Below are 19,851 nucleotides of genomic sequence, written 5' to 3'. Positions count from 1 at the left end.
GGACCCTACCTGTGAACCCACGAATCAGACATATCCTGTTGCTCCTGCTGGTACTTGCCTGTGGCTGGCCGCAAAGGTTGTTGGCGCAAACCAATTACCCGATGATGGCCAATATGCAGCTGAACCCGCCCTACAGCCTGTACCTGAGCGATTACAGCGCGCCGGACCTGCAGCGGATGCAGGTGCACCTGCTGCTGAAAGACCTGACGGAATCCAACTACAAAATACGCCTGCGGTTCAGGATAGAGGGCCTGGGCGTGACGTTGCTAAGCAAAAATAATTTTTACGTACCGCCCATCGTCGTGAACGGCGGGGAGATGATCATGATCTCCGGATCGGACCTGGCGCCTTACCTGAATCCGCAGAACCTGCAGATCCAGGGGCTGGACCTCAATAAGTTCACCCGCGACGGAGGCAAACTACCTGAAGGCATTTACCGCTTCACCGTGGAGGCGCTGGATTATACGCGGAACAACGTGGTGTCCAATGCGGGCACCGCCATTATTTCCACTTTCCTCAGTTATCCCCCGGTGATCAATATGCCGCTGGCGGATCAGAAAGTGGAGGCCATGGAGCCGCAGAACGTAGTGTTCCAGTGGATGCCGCGGCATACTTCGTCTTTTAACTCCGCGTTCAGCGTAGCCTATAAATTTAAGCTGGTGGAACTGGTGCCTGCAAACCGTGATCCGAACGATGCCCTGCGCACCACGCGCCCGCTGTTTGAAACGATCACAGACCAGACCCTGCTGGTGTATGGCGCGGGCGAGCCCATGCTTACGCCCGGCAACAACTACGTGGTACAGGTGCAGGCCGTTGAAGCGGAAGGCAAAGACATGTTCGTGAACAATGGTTTCAGCGAAGCGGTGCGTTTCACCTACGGCGAAAAATGCAGCGTGCCTTTTGATGTGGTGGCGGCCTTTGCAGGCAGGAACAGCCTGAAACTCACCTGGAGCGGCACACCTAAACAGCAGGGCTTCACGGTACGGTACCGTGAAGAAGGCGGCAGCGCCTGGTATGAAGAAACCGCATTTGTACCCCAGGCCTCCATTACAGGGCTGAAACCGGGCAAGACATATGAATACCAGGTAAAAGGCCAGTGTATCTGGGGATACGGAGATTACAGCATCATGCAGTCATTTAAGATGCCGGATGAACAGGTGCAGAAAGGGGACTTTGTATGCGGCAAACCCGTGGATCTTTCCGTGATCAACAACCGGCAGAACCTGGAGAAGTTGCAGGAAGGAGATACCATCACCGCCGGTGACTTCAAAGTAGTGATCAGCCGCGTAGCCGGTGCGGGCGGCAGCTTCAGCGGTGAAGGCGAAGTGCTGGTGCCGTTCCTGGAATTTGCTTCGCTCACCGTTACGTTCAGCAATATTTATGTCAACACGGATAAAAAGATGTACGAAGGTATTATCCAGATCAAACAGGACGACCCGGGCAAAGTGAGCGCCACGCTTAACAAAACCCTCACAGAGCTGCTGGATAATATTAACAACAGCCTACTGGACCAAGACCTTACCAGTCTCCAGAACATGGATCTGGCGGGCATCCTGGATGCGGTGAAAAAAATGCGGGACTGGCCGGACCTTTCACCCGCCGTAAAAGAACAGCTGGCCGAACTGGAAACAAAGATCACCGAAGCGAAACAGCTGCTGGACAATAAAAACCTCACACCCGAAGAGAAAGCCGCTCTTGGTGAAAAGATCGCGAAGGATGTGAAAGACATTACGCAGAAGATCAAAAACGACCTGAAAGAAATGGCGGCCATTGCAAAGGAACTGCTGGGCATTTATAAAAAATCCGTCAGCAAGCTCAGGAAAGATTTCCCGGACGACAAACTAAACGACCAGGAAAACAAAACCAACCGTGCACTGAATGAATATAACAGCGCATTGGATGCCATGCTGGCCGCGATCATCAGCGAAATGGGCGGCTCACCGGGCGGATCGGGTACAGGTACTGTTTCCAAACCGGTACTGATAACCTCCGAAACTTCAGCTCCCGCGCCGGAAACGGAAGAGATCAGGCTGGCAAGGCAATATCTCCATGAAGAATACCTGCTGAACAAAGCCCGGCTTGTGCAGCTGCTGGACAAAGAAAAAGACAACGCATCCGTACAATCCGTCGTGATAAACGCCATCAGGATACAGAACGAAACATTCCAGCAATATTACAACAGCCAGAAAGCGCAAAACAAGGGAGACGATAGTATGGTGGATGATGTGGCAGCTGCTATTGCCGCGCTGATAGAAAAGACTTTGAAAGAAAATATTTATAAAAAGCCATGAAACGAATAACCAGATACCTGCTAGTTTGCTGGCTCATGACTGTCTCCCTGGCTGCCGCGGCCGGCATGCCGGAAGACCGTATTGTGAAGGGCGCAGTGTCAAGGATTGGCGCTGTCATCCGCCAGAACCAACTGAACGATGCAACCGGCCAGTCCGGCAACAACCAATATATCATTTACCTGGACGTGGCGGAACTGATGGCCCCGCAGACGGAACTCCCGTTCGCGGTACCTTTCCTTCACCAGGGGAAAGGACGAGGGGAGGAATTGTATGTGGCTAGCGACCAGGTGCCCGTATTGGAGAAAAAACTCGCCGATATAAAAAAGACCACCGGCATTGCCCCTTACCTGGTCATTATCCACAATGTGCCGCTGATGCTTCAGAACAAACTGGGGCCGAATGAAAAACTGGAAGCGGTATTTAAGTCGCAGCGGAAAACGAACGGCTCTCCCGGCCAGCTGGCGGAAGAAAACAGTACGGTTATCGGGCAAAAGATCAGGAATGGCCTGGGAGGCGTATTAAAAGACGCCATCCTCTTTAACTGGATCCGGTACATCGGGGTATATCTCGACGAACCGCAGAGCGGGTATTACGAGGTATATAACAGCACCAGTTACGACGTCAGCAAAACCGCGCAGGATCTCGTAGGTGAAGGTATCCTGACCGTAAACGGCCGTACCCGGCCAGAAAGGGCTAACATGTTCGTGGACGCTATCAGCAACGGACTTACCACTTACGCGCTGGCAAAGCCACCTACCTCCGGACCCGGTAAGGAATTTTACGATAAGTACTACAGCGTGGCGGACGATGAAAAAATGCTGGCCATCATAGCGAACAAGATCAACGAGATGGGGCAGACGCTGTACGACCAGTATGTGAAGGATGCAAAAGATGAAAGCAATGGCTGGAGCAATGAAGATTTTAAATCTTTTTATAACAGCCTCAAAGCCTATGAAGCCTCGTATAAAAAATGGCTGGACCTGGTAGGAACGGAAGTAGATCCCGAAAGGATATTACTCAAATACAGGTATACGCCGCAACCTTCAGGCTGGTTTGCCAACCTGCCGGTGGCTACGCGCATAAAGGCGCTGAAAGTGATCAATAAAGGCAATCTCGCGGATATAGACAATCTTTTTGCCAGTGCCTTTGAGATGGAAGGTTACGGCGGCGAACAGTTTGCGCTGGAACTGATTAGCAACACGCCGGACAAGGACCAGGACAGCCTGCTGAAAGAACTGGGTCGCGAAAGCCTGTTGCAGACGCTGGTGAGCAAGATAGACGGGGATGAGTTCGGTCAGTTCGTGGAAAACATCGCGCGGTTTATCGAAAATCAATACCCACCTGAAAAATATGCATTTACAGACCTGCTTGCCAGGCGTCATTATATCCAGTTTCATGGCGGGTTCTGGGGGCCGGCGAACAGTAAGGATTTTGATGATGACGGGAAGGTGGTGCTGAAAGTGCGGAAGAACTTTCACTTTAATTACCAGTCCAATTTCAAAGTCTCTCCCTACGACTATGTGGTGGTGGATTTTAAAAAAGATTTCAGCATCGGGGGCGGAAAATTCCTTGCCGGTGACCGTTATAAACTACCGGCGATCTATTGTTATTACCTTTTTAATGAGGGGAACAATAAAAAGATCATGACCTTCACAAAAGGCGCCATCAACATTGCGCTTTTTGCGGTGGGCGTAGGAGAGCTGAAAGCCGCTATCGAGGCGGGTAAAGCAGCGAGGATCATTATCGCGGCGATCGATATCGGTGCTTTTGGGGCGGACTTGGTGATAAACGAAGCATTTGGTGAATATCTTTCGGAACATCATCCCAATTTCCTGACGGCCTGGAATGCGCTGAATATCTCGTACGGCGTTACACGTCTTGCTTTTGAGTTGCCAGGTATTGCGCGGAATGTGATAAAATGGGGAGACGCGGCACTGGCGGATGTGAAGCTCACCTTCTCACAAAAGGCAACGTTGGAAAGAATCATCGCCAAGGCCAAAGAAATAGCCAATGTTCCCAAAAAGATCAGAAAGCTGTTTGAGCCTTCCGAATGGAAACTGTTTGAACAAAGGCTGAGTACACTGAACCTGAGCCACGTACGCCAGCTGCCCAGGAATATCCAGGCGCTGATGGGTGAGTTTTCAGATGACCTGCTCCGCCTGCTGGAAGCGGACCTTCAGGCCAGCGCCTCTTTTAAAGGGCTGGTGGAAGGAAACGAACAAGTATTGCTGGCGTGGAAAGTGCTTTCAGTAACGCCTTTCAGAACCGGTCCCAAATACCTGCATTATGTAGCGAACCTTGCAGATGACGTGAAGCTGGGCGCCGCCACTATCGCGGATTACCGCGCCACATTCTTCAAGGAATTCACTGAACTGGTAAAAGAAGATTACGTGGTGCACCACGCGATTGAGCAGCAGGTTTTAAAAAACTTCCCCACCCTGTTTACTTCCGCGGAAATCAATTCACTGGAAAATCTCAGGGGCATACCCAAAACAGTGAACTCTGATCTTCACCTCAGCCGGATCAGGATACAGTGGAACCGTTTCATTGAAAATACACCGAACCCTACCAGGGCGCAGTTTATGGAGAAAGCAAAGGAAATTGATGATCTTTATGGAAACGAATTTTTCCCACCAATAAGATAACACAATGAAGTTCTATTATTTCTACGGCGAAGTACCGGGTAATGTTGCAGACAGCGAATTTATCGACCGCCAGGCCCGGCCGCAGCTGATCAGCAAGCTGAAGTTTGAGTTCGACGGATGGCTGGGTGCGGATATTGTCGAAAGTATCGGCACATTCATTGTTACCGACAGGCTTAAAAAAGCGATAGAAGAAGAGGGCCTTACCGGTGCTACCTTTGATGTGGTGGAAGTGGTACGCACGGAAATGTTCAAAGAGCTGTATGGCGACAAAGAGCTGCCGCAGTTTCACTGGTTGAAACCTGCCGGCACACCAATGAAAGACGACATTTCCGTATACGATAAATGTTGCCTGTTTATTTCCGAAAAGGCACTGAATGTATTTAAAAAATTTGAGCTGACGCTGGCGGAGTATATCGAAAAAACCTAGCGGGCCCAGATATTAATCAGTCCTATACCTATTGAATCCTATGCATAAGATCCTACACCGCTGCATTCTCCCCCTGCTGCTCATTTGCCTGGCATTTGCGCCGTTGCGCGCCCAGGTGGCTGAAACGCCGCTGGAACAGCATATCCGCGCGGTCAATAAACTCATCCAGGAACGCCGTGCGAACCGTAACCTGCAGGGGCAGGACCTCTACGACCAGCTGACCGATACCACAGGCCTGCAACTGCCCGTAGGCATCGGCGGAAAAGACAGCGGCAAACCTCCCATCATCATAGACAGTATCCGTTTTACGCCCACCCACGCCGAAATAACCGCCTACCTGGTAGTACCGCTGCCCGGCTCGGACCGCGAGCTGATGTTCGCCGGGCGGGGCATTCCCATCAGCCGCGAAGGCGGGCTCAGGGGCACGGCAAGGCTGGAACTGGTGAACAACCAGCCGCTGTACCTTTTCGGGGACAGTACGGCCATTACCATGCTGGGTGGCAAAACCTTCGTGGAGTTTGATTGTGATGGCTTCAAAAGGATGGGTCTTGGCGCGGAGATCGCTTTCAGCCCGAAGCTGGTGAAAGAAAACGCGGACGGCTCGCAGAATGCACAGGAAAGGGTAAAAGGATATTTTGAAACAGTAGCATCAGACCTCAATGATATTATCACCACCGTAAGCATCGAGCCGTTCCAGGTGAGAGGTATGAACGGTGTATCGTTCACCGTGCAGGACGCAGTGATAGACCTCAGCGATTACCAGAACAGTGCGTCTATGGTATTCCCCGCGGAATACCGGCAGATGTACGGCGGCGAAGAACTGAACCTGTGGCGGGGTTTTTACCTGCGCAACTTCACCGTGGCCCTTCCCCCGGAGATCAAAGACAGGCGGGAAAACGGTAAACGGAAAACCTTCAGCGTACGCGATGCGCTGATAGATGACAAAGGCTTCAGCGGCGAACTGATCGCGCAGAATCTCATACCCATCAACAGCGGCGACATGAGCGGCTGGTCTTTTTCCGTGGAAGAGATCAGGATCGGTTTTGTAGCGAATCAGCTGAAATCCGGAAAACTGTCCGGCGGCGTGAATGTCCCCATCACCGGCGATACCACGGCATTTAAATACTCCGCGCTTTTCCATCCCGGCAAGGAATATGTATTCACCATTCAAACCACCAAAGACGTTAAGTTCGACATCTTCAAGGCCGGGAAAGTAGTGCTGGAATCCAGCTCTTTCCTGGAAGTGGCGGTGAAGGATAAAAAATTCCAGGTGGCGGCGAACCTGACCGGTTCCCTTTCCATCGGCGCGGAAGCAACGGGAGAAGGGGACGGGAATAAAGGTGGGAAAGGCAGTAAGATCAACATGCCCGGCCTGGACTTTGAGCAACTGGTAGTATCCACTCAGGCGCCTTATATCCATAGCGGCACCTTTGCTCTCACAGGCACTGTGGGCGCGAAGATCGGCGGTTATGGCATCACCATAGACAAGATCACATTTGTAAAAGTAGATAACGAACGCGGCATCGGCTTTGATGTATCCGTAAACCTCATGGGCGGCAGCAATGCCTTTGCGGCGGAAGCCTCACTGGCCATCCTCGGCGAAGTGCAGGAGAATGAAGGCCGGCAGCGTTACCGCTTCAGTCGCGTGCATCTCAGCCGCATCGCGGTGGATATAGACCAGGGGCCGTTTGCCTTAAAAGGCAGCCTGCTTTTCTTTAATGGTCATGATATTTACGGCGATGGTTTCCGGGGAGATATAGACGTGAAGCTGAAAGTCGGCAAAAGCAGCAGCGGCTTCCGCATGGCGGCCATGGCGCTTTTTGGCAGCGTGAACGATAACCGGTACTGGTATGCGGATATCCTGGTTGAATTCCCGTACGCCATCCCCATCTTCCCGCCGGTAATGGCGAAAGGTTTTGGCGGAGGCCTGTATTATGGTGTGAAACAGCTGGCTGTAAAAGAAAGCAGCGTTGGATACGAGATCGGTACAACGCCCACCGGCGTGGTGTACAAACCTGATGCAAATGCGGGCCTCGGTATCAAAGCCTCTATCAACTTCGCGCTGGCCAATGAAAAAGTATTAAACGGCACAGTCGGGTTTGAGATGGCTTTCTACCGCGACGGCGGCGTGAGCCGGATCACCTTCCGCGGCCAGTGTAATGTGATCACCCAACCCATGCCTGGCGTGCTGGAAAAGATCAAAGACAAATACGGGAAAGTGCTGGAACACACCGGCAACGACGTGACCGAAAAGATGGACCAGGAAGGACAGATATCTGTGGGCCTGCTGGTGGACGTGGATTTTGAGAACAGCACTTTTTACTCCAACCTCAAAGCATATATCAACATAGCCGGCGGAGCGCTCAAAGGCATCGGGCCAAACGGCCTGGCTGGTGAAGGCGTGATGTACGTGGGGCCGGATGGCTGGTACCTCCACATCGGCACCCCATCGAACCCCGTGGGTGTGGAACTGCTGGGGCTTGCAAGGGCATACTCTTATTTTATGGTGGGCAAAGACCTGCCGGGCAGCCCTCCGCCGCCTCCCAAAGTAAGCGAGATACTCGGCGGTCTTGACCTCGATTATATGCGCGACCTGAACGCGCTCGGCAAAGGCAGTGGCTTCGCATTTGGCGCCGGTCTTGAGTTTGACACAGGAGACATGACCTTCCTTATTTTCTATGCGCGCCTTGCTGCGGGCCTTGGTTTCGACATTATGCTGAAAGATTATGGCAAAGGCGTGCATTGCGAAGGCAGCGAAAAGCCGCTCGGTATCAATGGCTGGTATGCCAACGGCCAGATCTACGGCTACTTCCAGGGGAAGATCGGCATCAAGGTGAAACTGTTTTTCAAGAAGATAAAAATAGACATCATCGACCTCGGCGCAGCGGTAGTGTTGCAGGCCAAACTACCAAACCCGGCATGGATGCGTGGTGTGGTAGGCGGGTACTTCAGCGTGCTGGGCGGACTGGTGAAGGGCAAATGCAAATTTGAAATGACGCTGGGCAGGGAATGTAAAATAGTAGGCAGCGATATATTCGCGGAAGCCGGTGTGAAAGTGATCTCCGAAGCAACACCGGCGGGTGGCGAGGGAGATGTGAACGTGTTCACCGCGCCGCAGATCGTATTTAATATGCCGGTCGGCAAAAACTTCACGCTCACGGACAACAGCGATAAAGTACACACCTTCCGTGCAAGACTGGAGCACTTCAATCTCCGCGACGGCGCTACCCTGGTGCCAGGCAGCCTGGAATGGAACAGCGACAATACCGTAGTGGTGCTCAATACGCCGGAAGTGCTGCCGCAGCAAAAGAAACTCCGTATCACCGCGCGCCTCTCCTTTGAAGAAATGGAGAACGGCAGCTGGAAACCTTTTGTGGTGGACGGTAAGCCGTATACCGAAGAAGTAGACCAGGAATTCTCTTCCGGTACCGCACCGGACAATATCCCGGCGAACAACGTACAGTTCAGTTATCCCGTGCTCTCACAGCTCAACTATTACAAAGCCGAAAGCAACCAGGGTTATATACAGCTGAAGAAAGGACAGGCCTATCTTTTCAACGCGGGCAATGAATTTAAACAGGTAGGCAGGCTGCTGGCGGATGGAAACACCACGGCGGAATTCAGCCTTTCCTACAGCAACGGCCGCATCACTTATACCATGCCTGAAAGCATAAAGAACAGCCAGGTGTATTCGCTGGACCTCATGAATGTACCGGCCGTTTCCAATCAATCCATCGACCGCAACGTGACCACACAACAAACCGCGGTGGCGGGCAACGAAGCAGGTGAGATCAGTTTGCAGACGCGTCATGCCGAAGGCAATATCAGTAACATGGAAGAAAAGGTCATCTACCAGCTGCCCTTCAGAAGCAGCGCTTTCAATACTTTCAACGAGAAGATAGACCGCTCGCCGGTATACTCAAACTTCACCTGGCCGTTGCGTACCGGCGTGTACGAACTGGGCCTTGCCCTGAACGCACCGGAACTGTTCGACGAGCAGGAGCTGGATGCGAACGGCAACAGCAAACTGCTGCAATTTGAAGCGGTGCTTACAGATAACAGCTGGTACCAGCAATACATTTATCCGTATGTGTACGAAGGGTACCCGGCCGCTTATTTCCTGACCATTCAATGGAGGAATACTTCCACACTGGGCGCGCCGCCCGCGAAAGGCATCTTTATCAGGCAGGTGCCCAACGGGCTGCAGTTACAACCGAACGGGAACAATACCTACAGCGGTACGACAGGTTTTGTATACAACCTGCCGCATTATATCGAAAGAGATTACCTGGATATGCAGAGCGCCGTGGTGAACGGGTATGTGAACGGCTTCCTGCCTTCATTGTCCCCGAACCAGTCGCACCTGGTGACCACGCCTTTTACGCCCATCAGCCGCGGGGCATACCGCTTCAGGGTGAAATATGTGCTGCCGGGCACTAACCAGGTAACATCAGAAAAAGAGATCACGATTCAAAATACACTCGGTTCATTATGACCTGTAAAATAAAGATACGCGCATCGTTACCGAAGAAATGGCTGCTGGCAGGCATGGGCCTGTTGTGGAGCGTGGCCGCCATGGCGCAGGCCAAACCGGGCAATGGTCAGCACATCGCCGTGCTGGCCCGCCCCGCCAAAGATTCCATTATGCTGCGCTGGGCGCCCGTTTCCGCCACTTTATGGAAACTGGCGAACCAGCATGGTTATGTCATCAAGCGGTTTACGATCCTGCGTGACGGCAAGCTGCTGCCAAAACCTGAAGACACCGTGCTCACCAAACAGCCGCTCAAGCCCTTGCCGCTGGCGGCCTGGGAGCAAGTGGTGAAGCAGCATGAAAAATACGGCTCCATTGTAGCGCAGGCATTGTACGGCGAGGAGTTTGAACTGACAACGGAAGGAGGGCAGAAGGACGTGATGGCCGTGTATCACCGCGCGCAGGAGCAGGAATCGCGGCACGGGTTCACGTTGTTTGCAACAGATCAGTCGTTTCCCGTGGCAAAAGCAGCGGCATTGGGGTATGTGGACAAATCCGCCAAAGCCAATGAAAAGTATCTCTACCAGGTATTTGTAGCGCCGAATAACGCCGTTAGATCGGACACGGGTTTTGTATTCACCGGCGCGGCGGACTACCAGCCCGTACCCGCGCCCCACGACCTGGAAGCGGCGAATATGCACAAATCGGTTCTGTTGAGCTGGAACCATACCAGTTTCAGGAGCATCTTCAACGCATACTGGATAGAACGAAGCGACGACGGCGGCCAGACCTTCGCCCGCCTGAACGACGAACCCGTGCTGAACACCGGCAACGAAGGCGATACGGCAGAACAGCAACGTTTTTTCAGGATAGATACAACGATCGCGCTGGATAAAAAATACATCTACCGCATCCGGGGCATCACGCCTTTCGGTGAAGTGAGCCCGCCCTCGGATACGGCGCAGGTGGCCGTTACGCCCATCACCAACGCAAGACCCAGCATCAAAGAGGCGGTGGTAATGAATAACAAACAGGTGGTGATCCAATGGGAGATGCCGGATCATACACGGCTGAAAGCCTTCGAGATCGAAAGGGCAGCCGCCGCTACCAAACCTTATGCAAAGATCAGTACACAGCCGCTTCGCGAAAACGATACGGTGTTCACGGACATTTCCCCGCTGCCATCCAACTATTACCGCATAAAAGCGATCATGGACGACGGGCAGACGCATTATTCCCTCGCGCGGTTCGTGCAGATGGAAGACAGTATTCCACCCGCGCCGCCTACCGGCCTTGCCGGCATGATCTCGGACAGCGGGGTGGTATCGCTCAGCTGGAAACCCAATACGGAACGCGACCTGTACGCATACCGCGTATTCCGTGCCAATGCGCCGGACGCGGAGTTTGTACAGGTTACCAAAGAGCCCATCAGTGAAGCGAAGTTTGTGGATACGGTGGAGGTAAAAACCCTTACCCGCCATGTTTATTATAAACTGGTTGCGCTGGACGGGCATTATAATCCATCCGGATTTTCTGAAATGCTGACGGTAAAACGCCCTGACGTGGTGCCGCCTGTGCCGCCGCAATTCACCGATGTGAGCGCGGCTACCGGGGGCATTACGCTGCAATGGCAGCCCAGCACCAGCAAAGACGTGGCATCCTACAACCTGGAGCGCGCGGCAGATACGGCATGGCTGACGCTGCAAAGTTTTAGCGTGAAGGAAACGGTCCGTCAATATGCGGATACCGCGGCGAGGCCCGGCGTGAGCTACCGTTACAGGATCGTAGCGGTGGACGAAAGCGGCCTGCGCGGGCAGAGCCAGGAAGTGACCGCCAGTGCGATCAATATGAGCGGTAATGTGGCGAAGCCGGTGGTGAAAGCTTCCATAGACCGTGACAACAAAACTATCGTGCTGAAATGGGGCGCCGGCAGGGAAGTGGCTAAAAGCTGGCTGTACCGCGCGGAAGAAGGCAAACCTTACCGCCTGTACAAAACCCTGCCTGGCAACACGGCGGCGTTTACGGACGATGAACTGCTGATCAATACCCAATACCGTTACAAGCTGAAAATATTCGATCAGAACAATAACAATGCGATGAGTGAAGAAGTGCGCGTGAATTATTAATACGTGTTTTATCCTATTCCTATGAAGAAGTTTTACTTAACCCTTCTTTTGAGTTGTTTGGGCCTGTTGGGCTGGCAGAGCCTTTCTGCACAGCAGTATATATTCCGGTACGAAGCATACGCGGGTATGTTCCCGTACTGGTACATGACGGATGAGAACGGTAACCAGTATATTGAAAACGGCACCAATTATCCCATTAATTCCTATGGCCTTCTTAGTTATACTTTCAGGGTGGACTTCATGGACGGCACCTCCCAGAATATAACCTTAACGCCCAATACTACAAGCGAATCGAAAGATAATCAGCAGACGTGGCGGAATGAACACATCTTCAACAAGATGCCCAAACAAGTGGTGTGGAAGGCGCAGGTGAAATATAACAACAACCCTACGCCTATTCCTACGGATTTTAACGAAGTGGTGTATACTTTCGGAACGGACAGTAAATGTTACCTGGTCTGCCACACATTCGGATCTTCCCGGAATACCAGCCAGGGATGGCTGAAAGGGTATGCCATGCAGTACATTATGATGTCATCCGCCGCGGATGATAAACCGGTAAATCAGTCCGGTACGGGTACTGTTTGTGGAAACGAAACGGTTACGTTACAGGCGCCGTGTTTTTTTTATGAATCATGGCAGCAAACCACGCAATGGGAAGTGAGTGAAGATGGCGGCGCTTCGTGGTGGCCTATCGCAAAAACGGCTTCCACGCTGATAGTGGATGAGAACGACTTTCACGATCCCGCAAAAAAATACGGAACGCCAAGGTATTACAGGGCAAAAAAAACCTGGTATGCCAGCCAGATCTCCGATCCCATTACTTTCAGGGTGCCTCCCGCAACGCCGCAGGTGATCGACCGGCAGCACCCGGGATGTTTTGGCACAAACGGCCGCATCGTGATATCCGATCTGCGATACCCGGACGGTTCGCCATATACCGGCGCGGAGACGATGAACTACAGCATCAGGCCGGTGAGCGGAGTGCCCGGGCCTAATACGCCTACCAATGCGGGTTCTTTTGCTTTTGAAAATCTCGCGCCCGGCGACTACGAGATAGCGATCACTTCCGCTTCCGGATGTTCGAAGATTGTGAACGCAACGATCAATCCGCCGCCCGCACAGCTGACGTCGAACGTTACCAACTCATGCAGCGGGGGATTACCGGCCATCACCATCAACGCAGGCGGAGGCACGGCTCCATACCAGTACTCTATTGACAACGGCGGCAGTTATGGCGGCGGCAACCTGTTCTCCGGTCTTCCCACCGGCACTACTTACAACATTTCTGTAAAAGACGATAAAGGCTGTACGGTGAACTACACCGCGGCTACACCCACGGCGGTAATCACGGGTCTGGCTGGTAAAGCCGACCCGACCGGCGCGGGCCTCAGCAATGGCAGCATCACGGTTGCGGGCTCGAATGGGGCCGGTGCGCCCTATGAATACAGTATAGACGGCGGCGGCAACTGGCAGGCCGGCGATGTATTCACTTCCCTTGCCGCGGGAACCTATAATATTATTCCCCGTGATAAGAACGGCTGCGTGGGTGCTACGCCGCTCACCGTTACATTGATACAGCCCACTCCGCTGGCGGCTACACCCACTTCTTTACCTGCTTCCTGTTTTAACAGCACCGATGGTAGCATCACCGGTGCCGGCACTGGTGGTGTGGGGCCTTATACTTATTCGCTCAACGGCGGCGCTTACCAGGGGGGCACTACCTTCATCGGGCTGGCACCGGGAGATTATTCCCTGTATATCAAAGATGCGAATGGCAATACGGACAATAAGGTAGTGAATGTAGGCCGCCCTGCAGATATCAGTATTTCCCTTGCAAGGCACATCGATGCGCCCTGTAAAGACCAGCCCGGTGGTGTGATAGAGATCACGGCAACAGGTGGTACACCTGGTTATACCTATTCCATCAACGGGTCAACTTTCCAGCCCTCGCCGGTATTTTCGGTGGGTGCGGGCACCTATCCCGTTTGGGTAAAAGACAGCAAAGGCTGCGACAAATCCTTTGGCAACGTTTCCATTTCCGAACCGGCCACTATCGTAACAGTCGCCGCAACGCCCGTTGGCACTGGCTGCAACGGCAGCACAAACGGGCAGATCACGCTCTCAGGCAGCAATGGCACGCCGCCTTATGAATACAATCTCAATAATGGAACCTGGCAGGGAAACGCGTTATTCACGGGCCTGGCGGCTGGTACCTATACCGGGTATATCAAAGATGGCAATGGTTGTGTAGTATCATTACCCAATATCGTAGTGACCACACCGCCCGTGATAACGCCCGCACTGGACGGCCAGACCGATGTTTCGTGTTTCGGCGGCAGCAACGGCACGGCCAGTGTATCCGCAACAGGGGGTACAGGCACCATCCGTTATTTCATCAATACGGCGCCAACTATCCCTAATGCTACCGGTACATTCACCAACCTGCCTGCAGGCAACTACGTGATCACTGCGCAGGACGACAATGGTTGTGCCGCTCCTGTGAATGTCACCATCCACCAGCCTTCGCAGTTAGCCGCAACTACCGGCGCAACAGATGTGCTTTGTTTTGGCGGCAACACCGGTACAATCACACTCACCGCCAATGGCGGCGTACCGCCTTATACCTATTCCCGCGATAATATTGGCTACGGTGCATCAAATACTTTTAGCGGTTACACCGCGGGCACTTACACCGTATACGTAAAAGATGCGAACGGTTGCGTAACGGGTGCAACACAAACCACCGGCCAGCCGGCTCAGCTGGACTTCACCGCTGTGGTGCAGGACGCGCTTTGTAATGGTGCATCAACAGGTTCCATTACGGTCACTGCTTCCGGCGGGCTGAATGGTTACCAGTATAGCCTTGATGGCGGAGCGTTCCAGGCGCAGCCATTGCTAACCGGGGTATCAGCCGGCAATCATCTTGTAAGCGTACAGGATGGAAACGGTTGCACGCTCAATAAAAACTTCACGGTAGGAGAGCCTGCTGTAGTACAGCTGTCGTTGGTGAATAAAACGGCGGTGAGCTGTAATACAGGCAACGATGGCTCGCTCGCCGTAGCGGCCACCGGCGGCACAGCGCCTTATACTTATTCTGTCAATGGGGGCGTTTTCCAGGCACAGCCTGTGTTTGCGTCACTGGTGGCTGGTAATTATACACTGACCGTACGGGACAGCAAAGGCTGTACTGCCGTCATTAATGAACAGATTACCGAGCCAGCGCCTATATCTATAACGGTAATGGCTAAACAGGATATTGTCTGCTCCGGTGATTCTAACGGTAGCCTTACATTACAGGCCGGGGGCGGTACCGCAGGCTACTGGTATAGTTTTAATGGCGGAGGGTTCCAAACGGTAGGCACTTTCACCAGCCTGCCAGCGGGCAATTATCCCGTCATCGTCCGTGACGCCAATAATTGTACAGCCAGCTTTAATGTACCGATCGTGGAGCTGCATTCACCTTTAACCGCCACGCTCACCGCCGTACATCCAGCTACCTGTGAAGACAGGGGCAGCATCACGGTAAGCGCGGTGAATGGCGGCCTGGCACCTTATCAATACAGCCTGGACAATACCAGCTTCACCGCCAATAATACATTCGGCAACCTGCTGAATGGTAATTATGCTGTGTACATCAAAGATGCGGAAGGCTGCGGTATTACCCGCGCCATCTCGCCATACGGCCCGGTGAGCTTACAGGCGGGCGTACAGGCGCGGGCTGCTACCTGTTTCGGTGCCAGCAACGGCGGCATTACCGTGCTGAATGTATCGGGAGGAAACAATAATTACGAATACTCCGTGAACGGCACCACCTGGCAGCCGTCCAATATCTTTAATAATCTCCCCGCCGGCGCTTACCAGGTGCAGGTAAGGGATGTGCCATACAGTTGCCAGGTAGTGGTAAGCACAACCATCACACAGCCGCCGCTGCTTACCATTGCGTTGGCGAGCAAAACGGATGTGAGTTGTTTTGGTAACAGCAACGGTGCAATCAGGGTGACGGCCGCGGGCGGCACAGGTGCATACCGTTTCTCGCTGAATAGTGGCACGCCCGCTACGGCGGCCCAGTTCACAGGCTTACCCGCCGGTACGCAGCAGGTAACTGTAACTGATGGAAACGGTTGCAGTGCAAACCTGCAGGTTGTCATCACACAGCCCGCATTGCTCACACTGGCCGTTGCCAGCGCCAGCGATGTGACCTGTAATGGTCTTGCCAATGGCATCATCAACCTGGCGGCAACAGGAGGCACCGCACCGTATACGTATTCTTCCAACGGCACGGATTACCGCAGCAATCCGCAGTTCACAGCATTACAGCCCGGTACTTATACTTTGTATGTGAAAGACCAGCAGGGCTGTACCGCGCAGCAAACCGCCGTGATCGCACAGCCGACACCGTTGCAATTACAACTCGCGAATAAAACGGATATTCTCTGCAATGGGAACTCCACCGGCATTATCAACCTGACCGCCAGCGGCGGAAACGGCAACTACGCTTTTGTGATGAACAGCCTGCCGCCCGCCACCACCAGCAGCTTCAGCAACCTTCCCGCAGGCGAATACGCCTTCAGGGTAACAGATGCCAAAGCCTGCGCCGCAAACCTTTCCGTACAGCTTACACAGCCGGCTGCATTGCAGATGAGCAAGCAAGTGTACCAGCCGGTTTGCCACTATGATCCCAGCGGGAAGATCACGCTCAGCGTGACCGGTGGCGCGGCGCCTTACACTTACAGCTGGAACGGCGCGGCATTCGGCGCTTCCAATGAAATAGCCACCACATCCACCAGCATATACACCGTGACTGTAAAAGACGCGAATGGCTGCACCATCCGGGACCAGACCAGTATGGTAAGCCCGGCGGTGCTCAGCGTACATGTGGGCTTTGAAGATACTGTGCTCTGCGTGGGCCAGGGAGTGCCAGTCACCGCAGGGAATCCGGGCTGTACCTACCGCTGGGAAGCGATCGGTTTCAGCAGCACGGAACAATCGGTATTGCTGGACCAGGGCGGCATTTACACTGTCACGGTTACAAATCCGGCAGGTTGCGTGGCGAAAGATACTTTCAGTGTGGTAACGTCGCTGACGGCGCTGAAAGCGGACTTCCTGATGTCCACCTACGGGACGGTAGGAGATACCACGGTGATCGTGGACGTATCCAAACCCAGGCCGGCCAACTTCACCTGGACCCTCCCCGCAGGCGCACGCGATGCGGGCACTTCAGCCGAAGGCACTGTACGCCAGCTCATCTTTGATCAAACGGGTACTTATACGATCCGCCTTACTACGGGCCTTGGCAGGTGCACGGACGTGATTGAAAAAACGATCACGATACGGGAAAAAGAAGTCCGCAGCGGTACGGATAGCCTGTTAGGCTACCGCCCGCCGCTGATCGTGAGCCTCACCGCCACGCCAAACCCCACCAGCGGGGCATTCAACGCGGCTATCAAACTCTCCCGCCAGTCCGATATCGAATTGCAGCTGATCAGTTTTACGAAAGGCGAGATACTATCCGTGAAAAAAGCGAACGGCGGCACCGATTACGAAATTCCGTTCAATGAATACGACCTGCCGCAGGGCATGTACCTCATTGCACTGAAAGCCGGCAGCGATTACAAGATGATCAGGATATTAAAACTCTAAAAGGTAATAGGGATACAAATACAGTAAGCCGTGGAGGCCGTCTCATGTTGGGGCGGCCTCCCTTTTTGATGTAAACAGGAATGGAATGATTTGTCAGGAATATATTTACGGGTGTTTACTAAAATGTCAATACAAGGGTGATACGAGGGAAATACAATGGTAGTCGAAGGATCGGTATAGGATAAACGGAGATGAGGCGGAGTTGAGTGGACTTGATCCGGATACAAAAACGTGCATTTTTCCATACCGGCCAAAAAAAGCCCGGACAATCGCCCGGGCTTACTCAAACATATCTCTAAAGTGGACTGATTATCTGAAGTGATAACGCACAAATGCTTCCATGGCTGCGTATTTCTGCAGGCCGAGACGGTCGAACAGTTCCGCCGTGTTTGCATTTCTTTCTTCGGCACGTTGCCAGAATTCGCGTGCGTCGGTGCCCTGGAAGGGAACCACGTCTTTCTGGCTCTGGTGGATGAAGATGCCGAGGCGTTTCTGCATTACCTGATCGGGGCTCATGGGCACGGCCATTTCGATCTCGTGGATGTCCCATTCCTGCCATGCACCTTTGTAGAGCCATACCCAGCAGTCTTTGGCCCACTCTTCGTCCTTCACGATGTCCAGTGCGGCAAAGATTACGTCCAGGCATACTTTGTGGGTGCCATGCGGGTCTGCGAGGTCGCCCGCGCAGTAGATCTGCTGGGGCTTCAGCTGGCGCAGCAGGTCCACGGTGAGCTGAACGTCTTCGGGGCCCATCGGTTTCTTTTCCACCAGGCCTGTTTCGTAGAAAGGCAGGTTCTGGAAGTGCGCGTTTTCATCACCAATACCTACGTAACGGCAGGTTGCCTTGGCTTCACAACGGCGGATGAGGCCTTTGATAGCGCGTATCTCGGGAGTATCTTTCTGGCTGGGCTTTTTGATCTGGATAAAAGCTTTCGCGTCTTCCAGGATCTGGGAGCTTTTGCTTCTGTCGATGTCGAACATTCCTTCAAAACCAACGGCGAAGTCGATGAAACGCAGCAGGAACTCATCCGTTACGGCGATGTTGCCGGAGGTCTGGTAAGCTACGTGTACGTCGTGGCCCTGCTCGTGCAGGCGGATGAAGGTGCCGCCCATGGAGATGATATCATCGTCCGGGTGGGGGGAGAAGATCAGCGCCCTTTTTTGTTCAGGTTGTGAACGTTCGGGGTGATTGGGGAGCTGTGTGCCGGGTTTGCCGCCGGGCCAGCCGGTAATGGTATCGCGGATGGCGTTGAATTCCTTGATGTTCAGCTCATATGCTGAGCCGTATTGTACGATCAGGTCGTTCAGGCCGTTGTTATTATAATCTTTGTCCGTAAGCATGAGGATGGGCTTGCCCAGCTTCAGCGCGAGATGGGTCACGGCTTTACGGGTGAGCTTGGGCGTCCATTCGCAATCACCGGTGAGCCATGGCTCTTTGTTGCGGGTAAGTTCGGCTGCGGCCTGCTCGTCTATCACGAATTTGCAGTTAGGATGCTGCTGGAGCAGGGAAGCGGGCACCTGGTCGGTGCTGTGGCCTTCTACTGAGCGGCATACGATCTTGGCTTTGTGGGAGCCCCAGGCCAGCAGGATCACTTTTTTGGCTTTCATGATGGTGCCGATGCCCATGGTAACAGCGAGGCGGGGCACCTGGCTCATGTTGGAGAACTCGTATGCATTGGCCAGGCGGGTGCTGTTGTCCAGCGTTACGAGGCGGGTGTGGGAGTTCACATTGGCGCCGGGCTCGTTGAAGCCGATGTGGCCGTTGTTGCCAATGCCGAGTATCTGGATATCGATACCGCCGGCTTCCTCGATCTTACGTTCATAAGCGGCCGCATACGCCTTGATCTGTTCTTTGGGTATGGTGCCGTCCGGCACGTGGTAATTACTTTCGGGGATGTCGATGTGGTTAAAAAGGTGTTCTTTCATGAAGCGGTTGTAGCTCTGTAAAGCATCCGGTTCAATAGGATAATACTCGTCAAGGTTAAATGTAACTACGTTTTTAAAGCTTAAACCCTCTTCCTTGTGCAGGCGTACCAGTTCTGCGTAGAGGTATTTTGGAGTGGAGCCGGTAGCGAGGCCCAGTACGGCAGGTTCTTTGGCAGCCTGCTTTTCGCGGATCAGAGTAGCAATTTCCTGTGCCACGGCTTTGGAGCCGTCTTTGGCTGTAGGGTGGATGTCCACGGAAATCTGTTCGAAACTGTCTATCAGCTCAATTTCCTGGTGATTGATGGTCATTGTTCAAGTTTTT

7 protein-coding genes are annotated in these 19,851 nt (G+C 53.3%); 6 read left to right on the top strand and 1 reads right to left on the bottom strand.

From position 1 onward, the window contains the following. The first annotated feature begins 11 nt into the window (after positions 1 to 11). From EG028_RS04575 to EG028_RS04550, 6 genes are read left to right on the top strand one after another with little or no spacing between them, the layout of a single operon-like run. On the top strand, positions 12 to 2,291 hold the full coding sequence (locus tag EG028_RS04575; protein ID WP_123864555.1) for a fibronectin type III domain-containing protein: 2,280 nt from the start codon (positions 12 to 14) through the stop codon (positions 2,289 to 2,291). After that, positions 2,288 to 4,936, top strand: a complete 2,649-nt coding sequence (locus tag EG028_RS04570) for a hypothetical protein (protein ID WP_123864554.1) — start codon at positions 2,288 to 2,290, stop codon at positions 4,934 to 4,936. Before EG028_RS04575 ends, EG028_RS04570 begins: the two co-directional genes overlap by 4 nt. 4 nt (positions 4,937 to 4,940) lie before the next feature. Further along, positions 4,941 to 5,363, top strand: a complete 423-nt coding sequence (locus tag EG028_RS04565) for a hypothetical protein (protein ID WP_120515389.1) — start codon at positions 4,941 to 4,943, stop codon at positions 5,361 to 5,363. 40 nt (positions 5,364 to 5,403) lie between these two features. Next, positions 5,404 to 9,858 (top strand): hypothetical protein, encoded by a 4,455-nt coding sequence (locus tag EG028_RS04560; protein ID WP_120515390.1) that lies wholly within the window; start codon positions 5,404 to 5,406, stop codon positions 9,856 to 9,858. Then, positions 9,855 to 11,960 carry a fibronectin type III domain-containing protein gene (locus EG028_RS04555; protein ID WP_120515391.1) on the top strand — a complete coding sequence of 702 codons (2,106 nt, stop codon included), beginning with the start codon at positions 9,855 to 9,857 and terminating at the stop codon, positions 11,958 to 11,960. Before EG028_RS04560 ends, EG028_RS04555 begins: the two co-directional genes overlap by 4 nt. Positions 11,961 to 11,981: 21 nt before the next feature. Further along, on the top strand, positions 11,982 to 17,603 hold the full coding sequence (locus EG028_RS04550) for a SprB repeat-containing protein (RefSeq protein WP_120515392.1): 5,622 nt from the start codon (positions 11,982 to 11,984) through the stop codon (positions 17,601 to 17,603). A gap of 309 nt (positions 17,604 to 17,912) precedes the next feature. On the opposite strand, the gene nagB is transcribed toward EG028_RS04550, so the two are convergent. Next, complete coding sequence (gene nagB / locus EG028_RS04545) at positions 17,913 to 19,838, bottom strand: glucosamine-6-phosphate deaminase (protein WP_120515393.1); 1,926 nt, start codon at positions 19,836 to 19,838, stop codon at positions 17,913 to 17,915. Positions 19,839 to 19,851: the final 13 nt, after the last annotated feature.

The sequence above is a fragment of the Chitinophaga barathri genome (genome assembly GCF_003807585.1).
Lineage (GTDB): Bacteria > Bacteroidota > Bacteroidia > Chitinophagales > Chitinophagaceae > Chitinophaga > Chitinophaga barathri.
This window is presented reverse-complemented; position numbering and strand designations above follow the sequence as displayed.